Annotated in this window: 18 protein-coding genes and 1 pseudogene; 4 read left to right on the top strand and 15 right to left on the bottom strand. The window is 63.3% G+C overall.

Going from position 1 to position 17,338, the window contains the following annotated elements:
* Window positions 1-219: 219 nt before the first annotated feature.
* Window positions 220-582, bottom strand: coding sequence for an SPW repeat protein (locus AC0L14_RS21100; protein ID WP_473488946.1), 363 nt, complete (start codon window positions 580-582; stop codon window positions 220-222).
* A 217-nt stretch (window positions 583-799) separates the two neighbouring features.
* Window positions 800-1,021 carry an alkylphosphonate utilization protein gene (locus tag AC0L14_RS21095; RefSeq protein ID WP_473750610.1) on the bottom strand — a complete coding sequence of 74 codons (222 nt, stop codon included), beginning with the start codon at window positions 1,019-1,021 and terminating at the stop codon, window positions 800-802.
* 188 nt (window positions 1,022-1,209) lie between these two features.
* Between AC0L14_RS21095 and AC0L14_RS21090 the strand changes: the two genes are divergently transcribed.
* The gene (locus AC0L14_RS21090; protein ID WP_258123208.1) at window positions 1,210-1,563 is read left to right on the top strand and encodes a cupin domain-containing protein; all 354 of its coding nucleotides are present in this window, start codon (window positions 1,210-1,212) and stop codon (window positions 1,561-1,563) included.
* A gap of 173 nt (window positions 1,564-1,736) precedes the next feature.
* Here AC0L14_RS21090 and AC0L14_RS21085 read toward each other — a convergent pair whose 3' ends face one another.
* Together AC0L14_RS21085 and AC0L14_RS21080 are read right to left on the bottom strand one after the other, a co-directional pair.
* Complete coding sequence (locus tag AC0L14_RS21085; protein ID WP_473488944.1) at window positions 1,737-1,967, bottom strand: hypothetical protein; 231 nt, start codon at window positions 1,965-1,967, stop codon at window positions 1,737-1,739.
* 279 nt (window positions 1,968-2,246) lie between these two features.
* Entirely contained in the window at window positions 2,247-2,510 is a 264-nt protein-coding gene (locus AC0L14_RS21080; RefSeq protein ID WP_473488943.1) for a hypothetical protein, read from the bottom strand.
* Window positions 2,511-2,829: 319 nt separating this feature from the next.
* On the opposite strand from AC0L14_RS21080, the gene AC0L14_RS21075 reads away from it, so the two are divergent.
* Both AC0L14_RS21075 and AC0L14_RS21070 read left to right on the top strand, forming a co-directional pair.
* The gene (locus tag AC0L14_RS21075; protein ID WP_473750608.1) at window positions 2,830-3,762 is read left to right on the top strand and encodes a hypothetical protein; all 933 of its coding nucleotides are present in this window, start codon (window positions 2,830-2,832) and stop codon (window positions 3,760-3,762) included.
* 200 nt (window positions 3,763-3,962) lie between these two features.
* Window positions 3,963-5,954, top strand: coding sequence for an AI-2E family transporter (locus AC0L14_RS21070; protein WP_473527868.1), 1,992 nt, complete (start codon window positions 3,963-3,965; stop codon window positions 5,952-5,954).
* Between the two features lie 15 nt (window positions 5,955-5,969).
* Here AC0L14_RS21070 and AC0L14_RS21065 read toward each other — a convergent pair.
* The 10 genes and pseudogenes from AC0L14_RS21065 to AC0L14_RS21020 all read right to left on the bottom strand — a co-directional run.
* A pseudogene (locus tag AC0L14_RS21065) lies at window positions 5,970-6,128 on the bottom strand (phosphatidate cytidylyltransferase); the annotation flags it as partial.
* 25 nt (window positions 6,129-6,153) lie between these two features.
* Window positions 6,154-6,897 (bottom strand): hypothetical protein, encoded by a 744-nt coding sequence (locus tag AC0L14_RS21060; protein ID WP_473750607.1) that lies wholly within the window; start codon window positions 6,895-6,897, stop codon window positions 6,154-6,156.
* Between the two features lie 142 nt (window positions 6,898-7,039).
* On the bottom strand, window positions 7,040-7,972 hold the full coding sequence (locus tag AC0L14_RS21055; protein ID WP_473488964.1) for a phosphatidate cytidylyltransferase: 933 nt from the start codon (window positions 7,970-7,972) through the stop codon (window positions 7,040-7,042).
* Between the two features lie 12 nt (window positions 7,973-7,984).
* Window positions 7,985-8,749 carry a lysophospholipid acyltransferase family protein gene (locus tag AC0L14_RS21050; RefSeq protein ID WP_473488939.1) on the bottom strand — a complete coding sequence of 255 codons (765 nt, stop codon included), beginning with the start codon at window positions 8,747-8,749 and terminating at the stop codon, window positions 7,985-7,987.
* An 8-nt stretch (window positions 8,750-8,757) separates the two neighbouring features.
* The gene (locus AC0L14_RS21045) at window positions 8,758-9,186 is read right to left on the bottom strand and encodes a hypothetical protein (protein WP_123148040.1); all 429 of its coding nucleotides are present in this window, start codon (window positions 9,184-9,186) and stop codon (window positions 8,758-8,760) included.
* Window positions 9,183-10,526, bottom strand: a complete 1,344-nt coding sequence (locus AC0L14_RS21040) for a phosphatase PAP2/dual specificity phosphatase family protein (RefSeq protein WP_473488938.1) — start codon at window positions 10,524-10,526, stop codon at window positions 9,183-9,185. Before AC0L14_RS21040 ends, AC0L14_RS21045 begins: the two co-directional genes overlap by 4 nt.
* A gap of 2 nt (window positions 10,527-10,528) precedes the next feature.
* Window positions 10,529-12,310, bottom strand: coding sequence for a bifunctional alpha/beta hydrolase/class I SAM-dependent methyltransferase (locus tag AC0L14_RS21035; protein ID WP_473750606.1), 1,782 nt, complete (start codon window positions 12,308-12,310; stop codon window positions 10,529-10,531).
* Window positions 12,311-12,334: 24 nt separating this feature from the next.
* The gene (locus AC0L14_RS21030; RefSeq protein WP_123148043.1) at window positions 12,335-12,937 is read right to left on the bottom strand and encodes a CDP-alcohol phosphatidyltransferase family protein; all 603 of its coding nucleotides are present in this window, start codon (window positions 12,935-12,937) and stop codon (window positions 12,335-12,337) included.
* A gap of 385 nt (window positions 12,938-13,322) precedes the next feature.
* Complete coding sequence (locus AC0L14_RS21025) at window positions 13,323-13,922, bottom strand: NADPH-dependent F420 reductase (protein WP_473488935.1); 600 nt, start codon at window positions 13,920-13,922, stop codon at window positions 13,323-13,325.
* 203 nt (window positions 13,923-14,125) lie between these two features.
* Window positions 14,126-14,860 (bottom strand): SDR family NAD(P)-dependent oxidoreductase, encoded by a 735-nt coding sequence (locus AC0L14_RS21020; protein WP_473527864.1) that lies wholly within the window; start codon window positions 14,858-14,860, stop codon window positions 14,126-14,128.
* Between the two features lie 269 nt (window positions 14,861-15,129).
* Between AC0L14_RS21020 and AC0L14_RS21015 the strand changes: the two genes are divergently transcribed.
* Window positions 15,130-16,026: a LysR family transcriptional regulator gene (locus AC0L14_RS21015; RefSeq protein ID WP_473488933.1), complete on the top strand. Its 897-nt coding sequence runs from the start codon at window positions 15,130-15,132 to the stop codon at window positions 16,024-16,026.
* A gap of 412 nt (window positions 16,027-16,438) precedes the next feature.
* On the opposite strand, the gene AC0L14_RS21010 is transcribed toward AC0L14_RS21015, so the two are convergent.
* The gene (locus AC0L14_RS21010) at window positions 16,439-17,290 is read right to left on the bottom strand and encodes an AfsR/SARP family transcriptional regulator (RefSeq protein ID WP_473750605.1); all 852 of its coding nucleotides are present in this window, start codon (window positions 17,288-17,290) and stop codon (window positions 16,439-16,441) included.
* Window positions 17,291-17,338 lie beyond the last annotated feature (48 nt).

Raw genomic sequence — 17,338 nt, 5'->3', positions numbered from 1 at the left:
CGCAATGCAACATAAGCGGAAGTTCGCTGAGTGTAGCGGGGTGCTCGTCGGCGTCTATACCAGGAAGCGCCGCGGCGGCGCTGCCATCTGCACCCGCCGGGCGGTTGGTTTTTGAGCACAAGGATGTAACTGGCCCGGCTAGCGGGCCTGCGTACCGATCTCAGGCTTAGGAAGAGCCCGCCGCTCGCGCGCCGGGCTCCTCCCCTTGGTCGTCACCGATCACGCATGCGCTGGCGGATGATGACGGGAGTCCCAGACCGCCCAGGCCGATGCCGCAACCACCAGCACGCCGAGGACCACATGGGTTCCCATCGCGTTGACGTTTGCCGCGAAGCCAAGCAGCCAGGGCGAGACGACCAGCCAGAGCCCGACGACAAGGTTCACCCACTCTTCCCATTCGGCGAATACCGAAAGCGCCGCGAGAGCCAGGGCGCCGAGCACGACTGCGGCAATCCAGGCGTTCCACGCAGGAGCGGTTTCAGCAACGAAGCCGATGACCCAGGGTGAGATGAACAGACATGCCGCAAGGATCAGGTTGATCCAGTCCTGGGCTTTCTTTCCTTCCATCAGACCGTTTGCCATGACAACCTCCACAGGTGAAGTTTGACCAAAGCACTACGTCGCGTGCAGCGCACGCTTAGTCATTGATATATCGCACTTTCGACGGCTTTCAAGGAGTGGCTCCGCCGGCCGGTTAGCCAGGCTCCGTCAGTGCCGTCATCCGTCTGCTCAACTTAGAGGCGCTGCGCCGGTTCCGGAGGCCGCAAGGCCAGGGATCACGGGTCAAGACTCCACGCGATCACGCCTTTTTCAGGAACTCGGTCTTCAGCACCAGGCCCTTCACCTGCTTGGTGTTGCACTCGATCTCGCCGGGATGGCCGGTGAGGCGAATATTCTTCACCAGCGTGCCGCGCTTGATCGTCTCCGAGGTGCCCTTGACCTTCAAATCCTTGATCAGGGTCACGGAATCGCCCTCGTTCAGCTGGGTGTCGTTGCTGTCTCTTATGATCGCGTCTGCCATATCGGGGTCTTTCATCGGAGCCGGACAACCGACTATCCGGCGGATGGCGGCAAGGTCAAGCGATGGCACGCGGCAAACCGTGCCATCGCTTGCTCGTGAACCGGACAGGGCACCCGCGTTGCTCATCTCAGGTGCTTCGGCTATTGACCGGCAGCCAATGCCGGCACAGTTCCAAACGGAGCCCGACCATGACAGAGAAGACCATCCTCAAATTCGGCGCGGTCGAAAACGCCGAGGCGGGCGATCTCGCAGGCTGGGTCGTGGTCGACGGCAACCCGACCATGAAGACCGCCGTCCAGCACACCACAGCGGACGGCAAGGTCATGTCGGGAACCTGGCAGGCCACCCCCGGTACCTACCACGCAACCTACAGCGACTATGAATTCGTGCACATGATCGCTGGGCGCATCGTCATCACGCCCGATGGCGGCGCGCCCGTCGAAGTCGGCCCCGGCGACGCCTTCGTGGTTGAAGCCGATTTCAAGGGAACGTGGAAAATCATCGAGCCGGTGACGAAGCATTTCGTCGTCAGGGTCGGCTGAGGCCGGAGGCGAACGGAACAATCCTATCACCGCCTGGCGCGCCGCCAAGTCTGTTGATCCCGAGGCCTGTCGATCGGGCTTGTCGATCCCCCGGGCCCGCCGATCCCGGGTACCGCAAGCGCGGTGCGGTCGAAATAAAAAGATGGAGCCCCGCCACTAGGGATGGATAGACTCTAGAAATCGAAATAGATCGCCGGCGGATACGGACTGGACACATTCTTGTCGGCCGGCGCTGCCATCGCACCGGGCGACGCGGTGATCCCGCCGGTGGACTTGTTGTCGAGCTGCGGCCGGCTTTTCTCGGCTGTGGCCGCTTTCGCATCGGTGGCAACGACTTTCGTTTTAGCCTCCACGGTTTGCGAAAGGGCGAGCACGGCGAGAAGTGCAGACAGAGCAAGTTTCATGACGGCGTCCCTCAATGGTTAACGTAAGGTTAGCCCCAGCCGCCGGCCTGAACACGGCCGCTGCGCGGAAAGGCGTGGAATTCTGCGGAATTCCTGGAATATGGCTTGTGGAAAAGCGCGGCTGCAACGAACCGGCGCGAGTCAGGCTTACAGTCGCATCAAGGCAGCAGGGTGCGCCATGTCGCGCAGCGTTTGACGGTCACTCCGTGGTGACCGTCGTCCGCGCATGAAGGCAGCAGCTATTCGCCCGCTTCGTAGCGGCCAGCGCTGGTGTGAAGATCAATCCCTGAAGCCGGTCGAGTCGAGCAGGGCGACCTGCTTGCCGTCGATGTAAAAGCGTATCACGTGCGCGCTGCCGTCGACTTCGATGCGCGTCGGCTCGATGGCCGGCGAGGCAGGAGCCGCCTTGCCATATGTCGCTGCCGCGCGCGAGCCGGCAGCGGCACGCGATGGTCCATCCGGCCCGAAGGTCAGCAGCAGCAGTGCAGCGGATCCAGCCGCAACCGCGGTGAAAGGGATTTTGGGGGAGGCAATCCAGGACATCGAATTATTCCTTCCTTGTTGAGGCGGCATCTACGCTGGTTTGTGCTGTTGCGAGAGCTCGGCTTCGCCGTCGTTCAAATGACTGAGGAAGGGTGTCGGTATTCAACCCTAGATAGCGTGAGTTTCATAACTTGCCCTTGCCCTGCGCGACCTTAGCGCCGCCCGGCGGGGCGAAAAGGGCAGCCGCGTGGAGCGGCGTGGAATTCTGCGGATTTCCTGGAATATGGACTTTAGGAGAGTTCCGGCCGGCAATGAATGCGGTGGGAGCAAGTGCTGGCACATGCTATGCCTTGCGGTGGCATAAAGGGGGCAGGTGGGGATGGCACAGCATATCGCGCAGAAGTTACGGTTGACTGCAGCCTTGCTGGGAACCGTCGCCCGCAAGGATTTGGCGGCGGCGTTCCGGGGCGTCAACCCGAAGACGGCGTTCGATCTCGGCCGTGCCGACAAATGGCTCCAGGGCCGCGCCCAGCCACGCGAGCTCAGCGTCTACGACGACTGGTCGAAGCTTCTCAAGCTGGAGCAGCCCGGCGCCTGGATCGCCGAGAGCGACCTGTCAGGCTTTACGGCGGCGATCTGCGCCCGCCACGGCGTCGAGAGGGCCGAACTGGAACGCCGCGCCGGTGCGCATTTCGAGACGGCGTCGGGGCATGAGGAGCGAAGCATTGGATTGGCCCTTGCCGGAACCTACGCATGTTATTCGCATGCCTTGTCGCCCTATTATCGCGGCCGGTTAATCAGGGGCAGCCTGTCGATAGAGACCGGGCCGGGTGCATACGGCCTGACTGCCGCCTATCGCGAGGTGTTGCCGACCGGACAACTGCAGGTCGGCGGACCGGTGAGCCCGGCAAAACGCGGGCTCTATGCGTTTCTGAAGGAAACCGGCGGCGATGCCCATTTCTTCCTCTGCCTGTTCCCGCACTCGCGGCCAGGGAGCGTGCTTGGCGGCTATATGGTCGGTGGCGCCATCATCGGCCCGGAGCCGCAGCCATCCCTGACCAGGATCCTGATCGTCCGCTTGCGCGAACCGGCGCCCGAGGCCTGGGGCGGATATCTGCCTCCCGACGGGTCGATCGCTAGGGATTTGGCTTCGCTTGGCGTGGCAATTGAGCAGCCGGAAATGGTCGACCGGCAGCTGGCGCAATTCCTCGTCGGAGACAGCAAGGACGGCGGTGCCAGCCAGATCCCGCCGGCCGAGTTCCGAGCCATCCTCGACGTGTTCGATCGTCATTGGCTGCGTCATTCGGATTAAGCCTGACCTCGTCTTCTGCAGTGCGGAATCCGATCACTACGTCAGTTGTTGTGTCCGACGACCAAGCGCCCGTCCGGCTGTTCAGCTGGGCCGCCAAGCCCTTGCCGCTCGCGTTTTCGAGGTCGCCGGTGCGAAGAAGCGAAAGTTGCGCGCCGGCTCAATATGCCTGATCATGGTGATTGGCAGGGTGGAGGCACCAAGTGGCGGCCAATCGTCGAAACGGCATGCACCCGTCGGAGTCCGGGCTGGTGGGCATTGTTTCCGGTGCCAGGGTCCTCCCGCGCATGTCATTGCCGACCGTCGCGACCGTCGTGGCTACGGTTGCCGCCCTGTATTTCGGGCGCGAGGTATTCCTGCCGATCGCAATCGCTCTGCTGCTTACCTTTGCGCTTGCACCCATGGTTTCCGTACTCAAGCGAATCGGCATTCCCCGTCTTCCGGCCGTCATCGCCACTGTGCTGGGCGCATTCACGGTCCTTGCGCTGTTCTCCTTCATTGTCGCCACGCAGGTCAGCGAACTGGCGCAGAACATCCCGCTTTACCAGTCGAATATCCTGACCAAGGTCCGATCCCTGAAGGAAACCGGCATCGGCGGAGGCATCATCGCCAGGCTGAGCGGGGTGATCGAAAGCGTTGGCCAGGAACTCGACAGGCAGGAAACCTCACCGCCCGCCGCAGATGAGCCAGAGCGCGAGCCGGTGCCTGTCGAGATCATCGCGCGCGAAAGGCCGCTCCAGGTTCTCCAGAACCTGATCCGGCCGCTGATCAGCCCGCTGGCATCGGCCGGCCTGATCATCATCGTCGTCATATTCATGCTGCTCGAGCGCGAGGACCTGCGCGATCGTTTCATACGCCTCGTCGGCTACGGCGATCTTCATCGGACCACCGAGGCGCTCCAGGAAGCGGGCAAGCGGGTCGGCCGATATCTGCTCATGCAATTGGTGGTGAACATCGTTTACGCCGTGCCGATTGCATTCGGGCTTTGGGTTCTCGGCATACCCAATGCACTGCTGTGGGGATTGCTGGCGTTGGCGCTGCGCTTTGTTCCCTATATCGGCCCGATCATTGGTGCACTGCTGCCTCTGTTCCTGGCGCTTGCCGTGGCTCCCGGCTGGTCGCTCGTGCTGTGGACCGCCGGGCTGTTCGTGGTCATGGAAATGATCACCGGCAACGTCGTCGAACCTTGGCTCTACGGCTCGCGCACCGGGCTCTCACCATTGGCCATCATTGTCGCGGCGATCTTCTGGACCTGGCTCTGGGGCCCGCTGGGCCTGGTTCTGTCGACGCCGCTCACGGTCTGTCTCGTCGTGCTCGGCAGGCACGTGCCGCAGTTCGAATTCCTCGACGTCCTGTTCGGCAACGAACCCGTGCTCGAGCTACATGCCCGACTCTACCAGCGGCTGCTGGCCGGCGATCCGGAAGAAGCCACTGATCACGCCGAGGAGATCCTGGAGGAAAAATATCTGTTCGAATTCTATGACAAGGTCGCCATTCCCGCACTTCTGCTCGGCGAACAGGATCGGGTGCGGGGTGTCATGGGCGATGAGCAAAGACGGCAGGTGGCGGCCAGTGCGCAGACGCTGGTGGCGAACCTCGACGACAGCGCACGGGAGGAAGCGGAGGAGGACGATGACCCGGCTGCGGCCGAGCCTGCCACAGCGGACGAGGAAAAGCAGGCTCAAGCGGAGGGCGAGGACGACACCGAACTGCCGGATGGCACGGACATGTCGGTGCTTTGTGCCGGCGGCCGCGGGGAACTTGACGATGCCGCCGCCGCCATGCTGGCGCAGGTGCTCGAAATCCAGGGCGCGACGGTCTCGAAGGCGAGCTTTGCCGACATGGAACCGGCGAGCATTCGCCGGCTCAAGTTCGATGCTGTCGACACCGTGGTGGTCGGATTCCTTAACCGCGACTCCGTCAAGCACGCCCGTTTCCTGGTTCGTCGGCTGAAACGTGCCAAGTCGGCGCTGCGGGTAGGCATCGTGTTTTGGTCGGAGGACGGCGACGACAAAGAGGCAGCCGTCAAATTGGCCAATGACATCAACGCCGATTTTGTCGCGTATGGCATGGTCGAAGCCGTTCTGGGGGCGTTGTCGAGCGATCCGCCGGTTGCGCTGAAGGTCGCTGCCAAGCGCCGCATGCGCCGTCGGCCGCGCCCTGCCGAGAAGGCGCCGCTTGCAGCTGCAAAATGAGACCGTAGCTCGTTCTCACGTCCAGAAGTAACGCACCGTGTGAAAGAACACCGGAGCGGCGAAGACCAGGCTGTCGGCGCGGTCCATCATGCCGCCATGGCCCTCGATCAGATGGCCCCAGTCCTTCACCCCCTGGTCGCGCTTGATGGCGGAGGCGACCAGCCCGCCCAGAAAGTTGCGCCGCCTCGGTGGCCTGACCTTATTCAGCCACCTTCGCCACGATGCAATCTAGCGAAGGAAGTGGCGTCAAACCGTCCCTAGTCCTTTCTCTTGGCTCGGCGGTTCCGTCCCCTTCAGCAGCACATTTATAGGTCGCTTCAATCACCAAGCCCCGAATTCTCGCGTCAGGAAGCGTGGAGTAGTCGAAGTATCCCTCTCTCGTTGGAAGCCCTTGCAAGTAATCAAGTGCCGCATGGACGCATCGATCAAGCGTTTCCGTGCCATTTTCGCGGAAGTTGAGCTCGTTTATCAAAATGACACCTACAGATGTCCAAGTGTCTCTGCTTGTAAACTTATACGCCGTACATCCGTCCAAACTGGGCTCCGCCTTTGCAACGAAATCTTTGTACCATGGCAGCAGGCGCGAACTGGTTAAGGCCGACGCTACGTCCTTTTGCCAGTTCGCGCCGTTGGCAGCGATTATGGAAATCTGGGCCGTGCCAATGGCCGGGAGAAGACCATTCAGATCGCCTCTGAGAGCTTTGTATCGCTCGATCGAGCTGCGTACGTTCAGACGATTGGCTACAATTTCGTAAGGCCGATGCCATGACGGCCAAACATGAATTTTCCTATCATGCGGCAGCGACCGCAAATAGTTAACGGCGGCGTCTTTGGTGGCCTGCGCTTGAACAACTTCTTTTTCAGTTGGCCAAGCATGATTGCTCAATAGCATCACCGACAGCGACGCGTATAACCATATCTGGAGCGCCTTATAGGTCATCATCCCCACCCGCCAAGGAAAGTGCCAGAACTCTCTGGCTGGAGGAGGCTTAACAGACCTCAGAGCGAAACGGCCAGTCAGTTTGCTGAATTAGGTCGATGCATTAATGACTTGGGGGGTGCCGGCCCTTGCAGCTGGAGCGCCCTCACACCGTCCAGAAATAGCGCACCGTGTGGAAGAACACCGGAGCGGCGAAGACCAGGCTGTCGGCGCGGTCCATCATGCCGCCATGGCCCTCGATCAGATGGCCCCAGTCCTTCACCCCCTGGTCGCGCTTGATGGCGGAGGCGACCAGCCCGCCGAGGAATCCCATCAGGCAGGCGATAAAGGCGACGCCCGCCGCCTGGAGCGGCGAAAACGGCGTCAGGAACGACAGCAGCGCGCCAAGCAGGCTCGACGTCGCCAGCCCGCCGACCAGCCCTTCCCAGGTCTTCGACGGCGAAACCTTCGGCGAGATCAGGTGCCTGCCGAACAGCTTGCCGAAGATGTATTGCAGCACGTCGCTGCCTTGCACGGTGATGATCAGGAAAGCGATCAGCAACAAATTGCGGCCTTCAAAGCCGGGAACGTCGAGCGTCAGCAGCGCCGGCACGTGACTGACACAGTAGACCGAGATCATGACGGCCCATTGCTGCGCCGAGATGCGCTCGAGAAAGCGCTCGGTGTCGCCGTGAAGCGCGGTGATCGCCGGCATCAGCAGGAAGCAGTAGACCGGGATGAAGATGGTGAAGAGGCCGTACCAGGCGGTCCACACCAGCCAGTACTGGAACGGGATGATGATGCCGAACATGCCGAGCAGCACCCAATGGTCGCTGCGGCGGCTGTGCGTCAGCGTCACGAATTCGCGCAAGGCGGCAAACGAGATCAGCGCGAACAGGATGGTCATGCCGGAGCGGCCGAAGAAGAAGGCGACGGTGATCGCCAGCACCATCACCCACCAGGCGTTGATGCGCTGGTTGAGGTTGACCAGCGTCGAAGACAGCGGCTTCGGCGCGCGCCACGACAGGATGCCGGCAACCAGGCTTGCCGTGGTCAGCACCGCAGCGAGGCCGATAACCAGAATGAGGGTTTCGTGCATTGGCATGTTGAACTAGTCGTCCTTCAGAGCATCGTGCCGGATATCGGATCCGGCACGATGCTCTAAGCTCTTTTGGTCGCATGATGTTTTCCGGAAAACCGGATTCCACTTTTCCGCATCATGCGTTGGCGGGCGGGGGTTCAGCGCAAGCAGCGTTTGGCGGGCGCGGTCGAGAAAGGCGCGGCGTTCCTCATCCGGCGCAATGGCGATCGGCGCGCCGAAGACCACGCGGCAAAGCAGCGGCACCGGCACGAACTGGCCCTTGGGCAGCACCCGCGACATGTTCTCGATCCAGCACGGGATGAGTTCGACATCGGGCCGCGCCATCGACAGATTGTAGAGGCCGGAGCGGAACGGCAGCAGCGGCTCGTCGGTCATATTGCGGGTGCCTTCGGGAAAGATGATCAGCGAATGGCCCTCATCGAGCACCGACAGCATGATCGAGATCGGATTCTGCGCCTCTTCCGTCCACTGCCGCTGGATCAGCACGGAGGACAGCATGTCCTGCGCGATGAACCGGCGCAGCCGCGATTTTCCCCAATAGTCGGCGGCAGCGACGGCATGGGTGCGGGCGCGCTGCTTCTCGCTGAGGCAGGCCGACAGCAGGATGAAGTCCCCGTGGCTGGCATGATTGGCGAAGTAGATGCGCTGCCGGTCCGACGGCTGGCTGCCGTTCCAGATCGGCCGCACGCCGGTCACCGCCCAGGCCAGCGCCGACAGGCCGACCGAGGTCACGGTCTGCAGCAGGGTGAAGGTCCTTGTGCCTAGCTTGCTCATCGTCCGGCTCAGAAGGACAAGGCGACAGCGGATGCCGTCATAAACAGGCCGAGCGCGATGCGCTGCTTCATCAGCAGGCGCTGCGTGCCCGCGATGCGCCGGTCGAGCGAGCGGATGCCGGCAGCGGCCGGTTTGACGCGCATGCGCGCCAGCACGTCGTCGACCGAGGCTCCGCCGGCGGCCTCGCTGATGTGGCTCGCCATCAGCCAGAACAGCAGTGCGTCGAAGGTAAGCAGGGCCGAGAGGGCGAGGGTGACCACGCCGCTCGCTGCCGCGACCAGCCAGGCCGCCGCCGCCAGCATCGTCGCCTGCGGCTGCGCTGCCACGGCAATGACCGGCGCGGCCGTCAATGCGGCCAGCACCAAAAGCAGCGGCCACACCGCCTGCGTCATCAGCCCGGCGGCGAAAGCTTCGGCCTTGTCTCGATGGGCACTCATGCCGGCTCATCCACCGCGATCCGAAGATGCACCGGCCGGCCCGATGCCGCGAGCCGCTTGTGCGCCTGCGCCGGCGTTGGCGAGCGGCCGGTGGCAACCAGCCATTCGGCGACGACGCCGGCGCTGCGCTGGAAGCCGAGCGCGCAGCAGACCAGCACCGTGCCGTGGCCGCGGGCCGCCTCGATCGCCGCCACCGCTTGCGCTTGCGCCTCTGGCGGTGGCGGCAAAAGGTCGACCATGGCGATAGCAGTCCAGCGGCTGGTGACGCCGCGCGGCCGTTCCAGCTCGCCGGCAAGGTCGATCACCGTGCCGAAGGCGTCGGCCTCGGCGGCGGTGGGAAAGCGGCCGAGGAAGACGCCGTCGGCAATGGCGACATGCGGCGGCAGCTTGCGCGTCCATGCCCATCTATTGATCCTGGCGCCAAGCCGGTAGGGCAGCAGCAAGACACGGCTGGCCAGCGAGACGCTGCCGTCGGCCGTCTTCTGGAACACTCTGGCGCCGGCCCCGGCATAGGCGAAGGCGACGATGGCCAGCGCCAGCGCCGGCCACAGCAGGATCAGCCACAGCGCCGAGACGAAGGCGCCGGCAACGGCGCCGGCCAGCACAAGGGCTGTGCCAAGCGCGTAGAACCGAGCCAGCCGCCTGGCCCTGGCGTCGGCGGTTAGCTGAAAGCCGGCGAACGGCAATTCGCCATCGCGCGGAAACAGCCACAGGGCGAAGAAGCCGAGCAAAGCGCCGGTCGGGATGTCGATGACATGGTGCTGCCACGTCGTCAGCACCGAGGCGCCGATCAGCAAACACCAGGCATGCCAGACGGTGGCCATGCCTTTGAGCCGACCGCGCCAATGATCCCAGATGATGATCAGCAGCGCGATGTGCAGCGATGGCGCCTGGTTGAACGGCTTGTCGAAGCCGCCGAGCACCGCAAACATGAAGCCTGGCAGGCCTGATGTCTGCGGCCGCACGAAGGTCGCCGTCAGCGGGAACAGGATGAAGCAGGCGACGGCGACGATTTGCGCCGTGAGATAGCGGCCGGCAAGACGGTCGACGCCGCGCTTGGTATCGTTGAGCAGCAGCGACAGGCCGTAGAACAGGTTGATCGACCAATAGGGCACGATCGTCCAGGCGATGAACGGGATGCCGCGCTCCCAGGCAAAGACGATGCTGCCGACATCGTCGCGCTGCGACGCCAGCCAGTTGGCGAAGCCGTAGGTCGCGTAGAAGAACGGTGCCAAAAACCCCAGCCACAGCGCCGCCCGCAGCACGATGCCGGCGTACGGCTCGCGCGCGGAGCCAGAAGGGGCAGGGGCATCGGCAGGGCCAAGGGCAGGCAAGACCATGCTCAGGCGCGCCGCGCGACCGAGACGGTGAAGATGCCCCACTGGTCGATGCGCTGGTCGAGCTTCTCGAAGCCGGCCGCCGCCACCAGCTGGTCCATCTCGCCTTGGGTGCGCCGGCGCATCACCCAGGCCTGGCCGCCGCGATGCGAGGTCAGGCTGCGCGCGATCATTTCGAGCTGCGGATGCCAGGGCTGGTTGGTGTAGAGAAGCAGCCCGCCCGGCTGCATCGCCTTGGCCAGCCCGCCGAGCGAGCGGGCGATCATGGCGTTGTCGGCAAACAATTCGTAAAGCCCGGAGACGATGGCGAGGTCCGGCGCCGGCTCCAGCCCGGCAAGCATTTGGGCGTCGAAGGCGTCGGCCTGATGGAACGAGATGCTGGTCGGCAGGTGCCGCTCGGCGATCAGCTTGCAGCCGAGTGAAACGTTGAGCTCGGAGAAATCCTGCAGCCGCACGCTGGCCGGCGGCTCAGTGCATTTGGCGACGGCGTCGAGCACGTAGCGGCCGTGGCCGGCGGCGATATCGACGATATGGACCGGTCGGCCGGCGGTCTTCAGCGTCTCAGCGGCGCCGCCGATCAGCTCTTCCAGGTGCAGCTTGCGCTGGCGGATGCCGCGCCAGCCAATGGCGTCGAGAAAGGTGTGGTCGATCATGCGGCCGAGCGGACCGGTGCCCCGCGCCTGGTTCTCGTAGACATAGTCGAGCGTCGAGCCGGAATCGAAGCCGGTGGCAATCCCCGTCTTCATGCCTGACGACAGCCACGCGCCCATGCGGATCGAGGCGCGGCTCATTGCCCAGTACAGGCCTTTCGGTGACAGCGGGGCGAGCGGCGAGGCCAGCCGGTCGGCCTCGTCGCGTGTGTAGCCGGCGCGGTCGGCCGTGGTCAGGTCGAGCGGCTTCTCCGGCGTCGCGAACTGTCTTTCGAGGAACGGCTTGATCAGGTCGAGTGCCTTGCGGCGGTCGCGTTCGCCGAGCGTGTCGTGGAAGAAGCCGGGCAGCACATGCCGCTCCTTGGCCGGGCTGGCGAGATTGACGAAGAACTCGTGCTGCGGTCCATGCCGCACCACCCAGTCGCTGCCGGAGATCAGCAATTGCGTCGGCACGGTGATGGCGCGGGCGTCGGCGACGATACGCGCGGCGTGGTCGTAGAGCTCGACGAGGATGTTGGAGGCGATCGGCCGCGTGATCAGCGGATCGGCCTCGAAGGAGGCGATGCGCTCGGGGTCATGCGTCAGGAACTTGGCCTTGACGTAGGAATTGACGAAGAAGCGGCCCTTGATCTTCTGCCACAGCGCAATGCCTTGCTTGGCGAAGGGCACGTAGAGCTTGACCGAGAAGGCCGGCGAGGCCAGCACCAGTGCGCGGATGTCGGGCGCATAATCATGCACCCAGGCGGCGGCGAGCACGGCGCCGAAGGATTGCGCGATCAATGCGATGTCGCGTTGGCCGAACCCGTCTCTGCCGATCTCGCGCACGAAACAATCGATGTCGCGCACAAGTGCTGCAAAGGACGGCGCATAGCCGCGCTCGCCGGCCGAGCGGCCATTGCCGCGCGCGTCCCAGGCGTAGAAGGCATGGCCGGGCATGTCGAGTTCATCGACCAGATGCGCCATGCGGCCGCCATGCTCGTGGCCACGGTGGAACAGCAGGACCGCGCTTTTGCCGTGTTCGGTTAGTGCCGGCCAATAGCGATAGAAGATCTCGGTGCCGTCATGCGTGCGGAAGGTGCGCTCCTGCGCCACCCGCTGCTCACTTGCGGAAGCGGCAATCGTTGGTTCATGAAGCATGTTGTTCCCCTGGCGACCGGAATTTCAGTCACCGCTCCCGTTAAGCCCGCTGCGTATCCGGTTGATGGCGGTCACCAGCGAGAGTGTAGCCAAGGCCGGAAACACAAACGGCGTGATCGCGTCCACCCACAGGCCGCAGGCGATGAGAAAGGCGATGATACCGAGCGCCAGCGCCCGGTCGCTCTTGCCGAACGGCCCGGCATAATTGCGCCCCGTGCCCGCCGCGATGCCGAGCACGCCGGCGAATTCCACAAGCACTGCTGTGACGGCAAAGGCGACGACGCCCCAGGCAGGGAAGAGAGCGGCAAAGGCCAGGATCAGCGCCAGGTCGGAAACGACGTCGCAGAGTTCGTTAAGATACATGCCGAGCTTGGAGGCCTGGCCATGTTCTCGCGCAAGCATCCCGTCGATGGCGTTCAGCGCCATGCGCGCAAACAGCACCACCGGCATCAGCAGGAAGACCGCGCGATGGCCGGCAAGGGCCGCGACCACAACGCCGGTGGCAACCGACAGGGCGGCAGCCAGCAGCGTGATCTGGTTGGCGGTGACGCCGGCCCCGGCCAGCCGGTCGGCGAGCGGCCGCAGCTTCGCCTGAAAGGCCGGTTTGAGCGCATAGAGCGTCGGCATGTGCGAACCCCCCGGCCGCGGTGCAACTAACGTCGGCGAGCATGGTCAATTGGCGCGCAAGACGCAAGGGCGGCGAGCATGACCAAGCTGTTGACGGCGGGCTCGATATTCTAGTGGGAGTGAAGGGAGTACCGTGGAGTAGTATCGGATAGCAGAGGACACTCGAGCGAATCCTAGGCCATCGATAGCAGTCGATAGATTCTAGGCGACCTGCAGATCTGCCGCTCTGTCGGGCGTCTCCCCGCTTTTCGAACGGCGCCCATACGCCGTCAGGCCCACCCCAACCTTCGCGACTTTGTGGCCTTCAAATATTCGGTCGCGCGCTGCTCGAAGAAGTTAGCGCGCGCGACCAGTTCTCGGCGTCGATCACACGGTCATAGATCGATTACTGCTCCTTCTTGAACAAATCCTGGAAGATCAGCTGGCCCCAAGTGCGGCCGCGTGCGTGCACCAGCGCGCCACCCTCGTTGAGCTTTCCCAGCTTGACGGGTGCGAACCCGAGTTGTTTGGCCAAAGCCGCCACGGGAGCGGTCGCGTCCTCGTCGTCGCTCGACAGAAAGACGACCCGGTGGCCGCCCTCGACGATCGGATCGGCAGCCAGGGTGGCCGCAATCAGGTGATTGAACCCTTTGACGAGCTTGGCGCCGGTGAACGCCTTCGCGACGAAGGCGGAGGACGGGAGACCGTCCAGCTCTTCAGGGACTGGAAACACGTTCGTCGCGTCGATGACTGTCTTGCCTTCCCAGCTCGGCAGAGCCTTCGCAACCTCGCGGTGTTCCCAGAACGGGATTGCCAAGATGATCGTGTCGGCCTCGACTGCATTCTGCAGAGACTTGGCGACGACCGTGGGTCCGATCGCCCGAGCCTGTGGCGCCAACGCCTCGGGCGGACGGCGGCTCGCGACGGTCACGTCGATGTTTTTACGGGCGAAGGCGTGGGCGAGGGCCTGGCCTATCTTACCGAATCCTACAATTGCGTAGCTCATAATGCTTCTCCGATCCGTGTTGATATTCATTCCCCGCCTTCAACGGCGCTGGGTTATCCGTTCTGCTGTGTGGCGACCTTTGCGTAGACATCCCGTTGTGAACGACTTCCGCGCGGCCGGGCCGACCGTTCAGCGCGGAAGTCGTTCCACCATGGACATGCTAGTTCCCGCCGATCAGCCACTTGCCGCGATCCGGCGCGATTTCAGATGGCCGAGAAGCCTCCGTCGACAGACAACTCCAGCCCATTCACGAAGCTCGAATCGTCTGAAGCAAGAAACAGCGCGGCCGTCGCAATTTCCTCAGGACGCCCCATCTTTCCCCGCGGGATCAGGGCTTCGAACATCCGCTTCCCCTCCTCGTCGAGAACTTGGTCCTGCATCGGTGTGGCGATCGGCCCCGGGTGCAGCACGTTCACCCGGATATTCCTGCCCTTCAGCTCGTTGAGCCACCCGCGTGCGAATGCGTGCAACGCCGCCTTGCTCGCCGCATACACGCTGTAACCAGGAAAACCTTTCACCGAAGCAACTGATCCGGTCATGAAGATCGATCCGCCATCGTTGAACAGCGGCAACGCCTTTTGCACCGTGAACAGCGTGCCGCGCGTATTCAGGCCGAAGGTCGCATCGAAATGCTGCTCGGTAATCTCGCCCAGTGGGACGGCTTCGCCCGTGCCGGCGCTCGCATACAGGACGTCCATCTTGCCCTTTTCCCGCTTGACTGTATCGAACAGGCGGTCGAGGTCGTCGAGATTAGCCGCGTCGCCGCGCACGCCGGTCACGTCCCGGCCAATCAGCTTGACGGCCTCGTCGAGCGCCTCCCGCCTCCGGCCCGTGATGAAAACGTAGGCGCCTTCTTCAACGAACCGCTTGGCGCTCGCCAGCGCCATGCCGCTCGATCCACCCGTGATGACTGCAACCTTGCCCTCAAGCTTTCCCATGACTTCTCCTTTCGTGGTGTCGGGACAGCATCTGCCTCCGAGGACCTCGAAATGGGTCAGTCGGCGTCAGTTGTTGAGTGCGGAAGCGCGCACATCGGTGGTGCGAAATCGATCCGGCTGGACGACTGACGCCAGCCGCGACGATCGGTGTCCGCCGTTCGGAATGGGCCTCGTTCGTCGACATAGGCTAGGATAACCGCCCGTACTGCTGTTCGATGTGCTAGATACGGGCTTTGGAAGGCGCGCACCGCGCGGTGCCGGATTGCACCATGATCGACTGGGATGACGTTCGCTACTTTCTTGCCGTCGCGCGCGGAGGCTCAGTGCGGGCCGCCGCCGAGGGCCTCGGGGTGAATCACTCGACCGTGCTGCGACGCATCGCTCAGCTCGAGGAACGCCTGGGGGCGCACATGTTCGAAAAGCTGCCTTCGGGCTACCGCCTGACGGCTGCGGGCGAGGAGGTCCTCGAGTTCGCGGAGCAGATGGAGGCGTCGTCGAACCGGCTGGAGACGCGAATCTTCGGGCGCGATCAGGGCGTACGCGGACTCTTGCGGGTGACACTGGCGCCGACCCTCGCGACGCACCTGCTCATGCCCGACTTCGCTGAGTTTGCGCTTCTGCATCCGGACATCGAGATGGAAATCTTGTCGTCCGGCGAGTTGGCAAATCTGACCAACCGAGAGGCCGATGTCGCGATCCGCGTCGTTTACGACCGCAAAACCCTGCCGCTCAATCTTCACGGCCTGAAGGGACCGGAGCTGTTCAGCGGCGTCTACATGTCTCGCGATCGACTAGCCGCGTGGCGTGCGGGTGCGCCTGATCCCATCCGGTGGATCGTCATAAGCTTTCATGGCATCCCGGACTGGGCCCGCGAGGGTGAGGTTCGTACCACGGGGGCTCCGTTCAGGACCACGGACGGCGAGGCGCAGATCGTTGCAGTACGGCAAGGGCTCGGGATGACGACACTGCCGTGCTTCGTCGGAGATGCCGACCCCCTACTGGTAAGGGTGCCGGGCACCGACCTGCACATGCATGGAACGCTCTGGCTTCTCACGCAGGGGGAGACACGCAAGACGAAGCGCGTGCGGCTCTTCACTGAGTTCGTATCCCGCAGGCTCGCCGCGTACGCTCCGCTTCTCGCGGGGCTGTCTGTATCGCGCGACTGATGCGCAGCAGGTCGCCGGCGACGCTTGCCGTAATCCGGTCGGAAGCCGAGCTGCGATCGCTTGAAGCGGCGTCGTTCAATCCGCGAATGTTGCGCCGTATCGCAACCGGCGGGAGGGCCCACACTACTGACGGCGACGGACTTCACCATCGCTGACGGTCTTTTTGGCAGGCTGGAGACGCCGCTTTTGCGGAGAACTCCGAGGAAAATAGACCAACCGATATCGATAGTCTTTGAAACCGAGCAAATCGCGGATCGCCGAAATTCTCCTTTGAATTCAAGAGCGAGAATTTCTGACGGATCCGGGATACGGTTCTTCGTCGTCAGCGGAAAAATTTTCCTCGATGGATCAATGCGTTATGATGCTTCAGAACAATCGAGTGGGAGGCGTGGTGCTGATACGCAGGCCGCGTTCAAAACCCGGACGGAAATTCGCCGCGTCGAGCCTTACGTCCGCAATGCGCCGCCAATAGCAGACACGACGGCCTGGTCCGATTGAGAAGCCTTGGCGCGAAATGTCCGCTATCGTCAGCTATGATGTCGTCGCTCTGCGCACGAGTCGGCGAGTTCGCGGTTGAAACGAGAGGAGTCCTCGATGAAGGGTGCGTGTCCGGTCTCGGGGTACCAGGAAGCGGTGCTCGTCGGACTTGAGGATGTGATCGCCCATTGCCGGGAGCCGAAGCCTCGAGGGATCTTATCTCCAATGAAACCTGCTTGTTGGCCGGGTCCAGAGACTGCAGCATTTCGGCGTAGGAAAGGGCCCGTTCAGGATCGCTGCGCAGCCGCTCGACAAGCGCCTGCAGGATCATCGATCTGGTGCGATCCAGTGCGTCGCCGTGGAATGTGCGCCAAGCCTCGAACACCGGGCAGCGCGGCAGTTCCAGATCTTCAAGGAACTGCCCCCGGAACATGGCGGCCAGGGTTACCAGGCGTGAGGTGTCGAGAAAGCGTACCTCGTCCGCCGTCATGTGGGCGACTTGCGGCAAATCGACATCAAGCTTGGCGGTGTCGAAAAGCACGCTCTCTCGATCGGCCTTCAGGCAGCCCTCGTCACCGTTTTGGTTGATGATGTGCCTTAGCTTCGAGAGACTCCATCTCAGCGAAGCTCTTGGATCGTCAGGCACCTCCCAGAACATTCGGCACAAATGATCGCGCCGCTGACGCCGGTTCGCCACCACTAGGTAGGCGAGCAGGGCGCGCGTTTTCTTCGACGGTGGCAGCGCGATCTCCCGGGCGCCCCGCAGGACCACCAATTCGCCGAGCACCTTGATCTTCAGTGGGCCCTTCATTTGGGACGCCGATCGCTTGCAAGC

The sequence above is a fragment of the Mesorhizobium sp. WSM4841 genome (assembly GCF_055811515.1).
The sequence above is the reverse complement of the archived record's forward strand: the minus strand, read 5'-3'. Positions and strand labels throughout refer to the sequence as shown.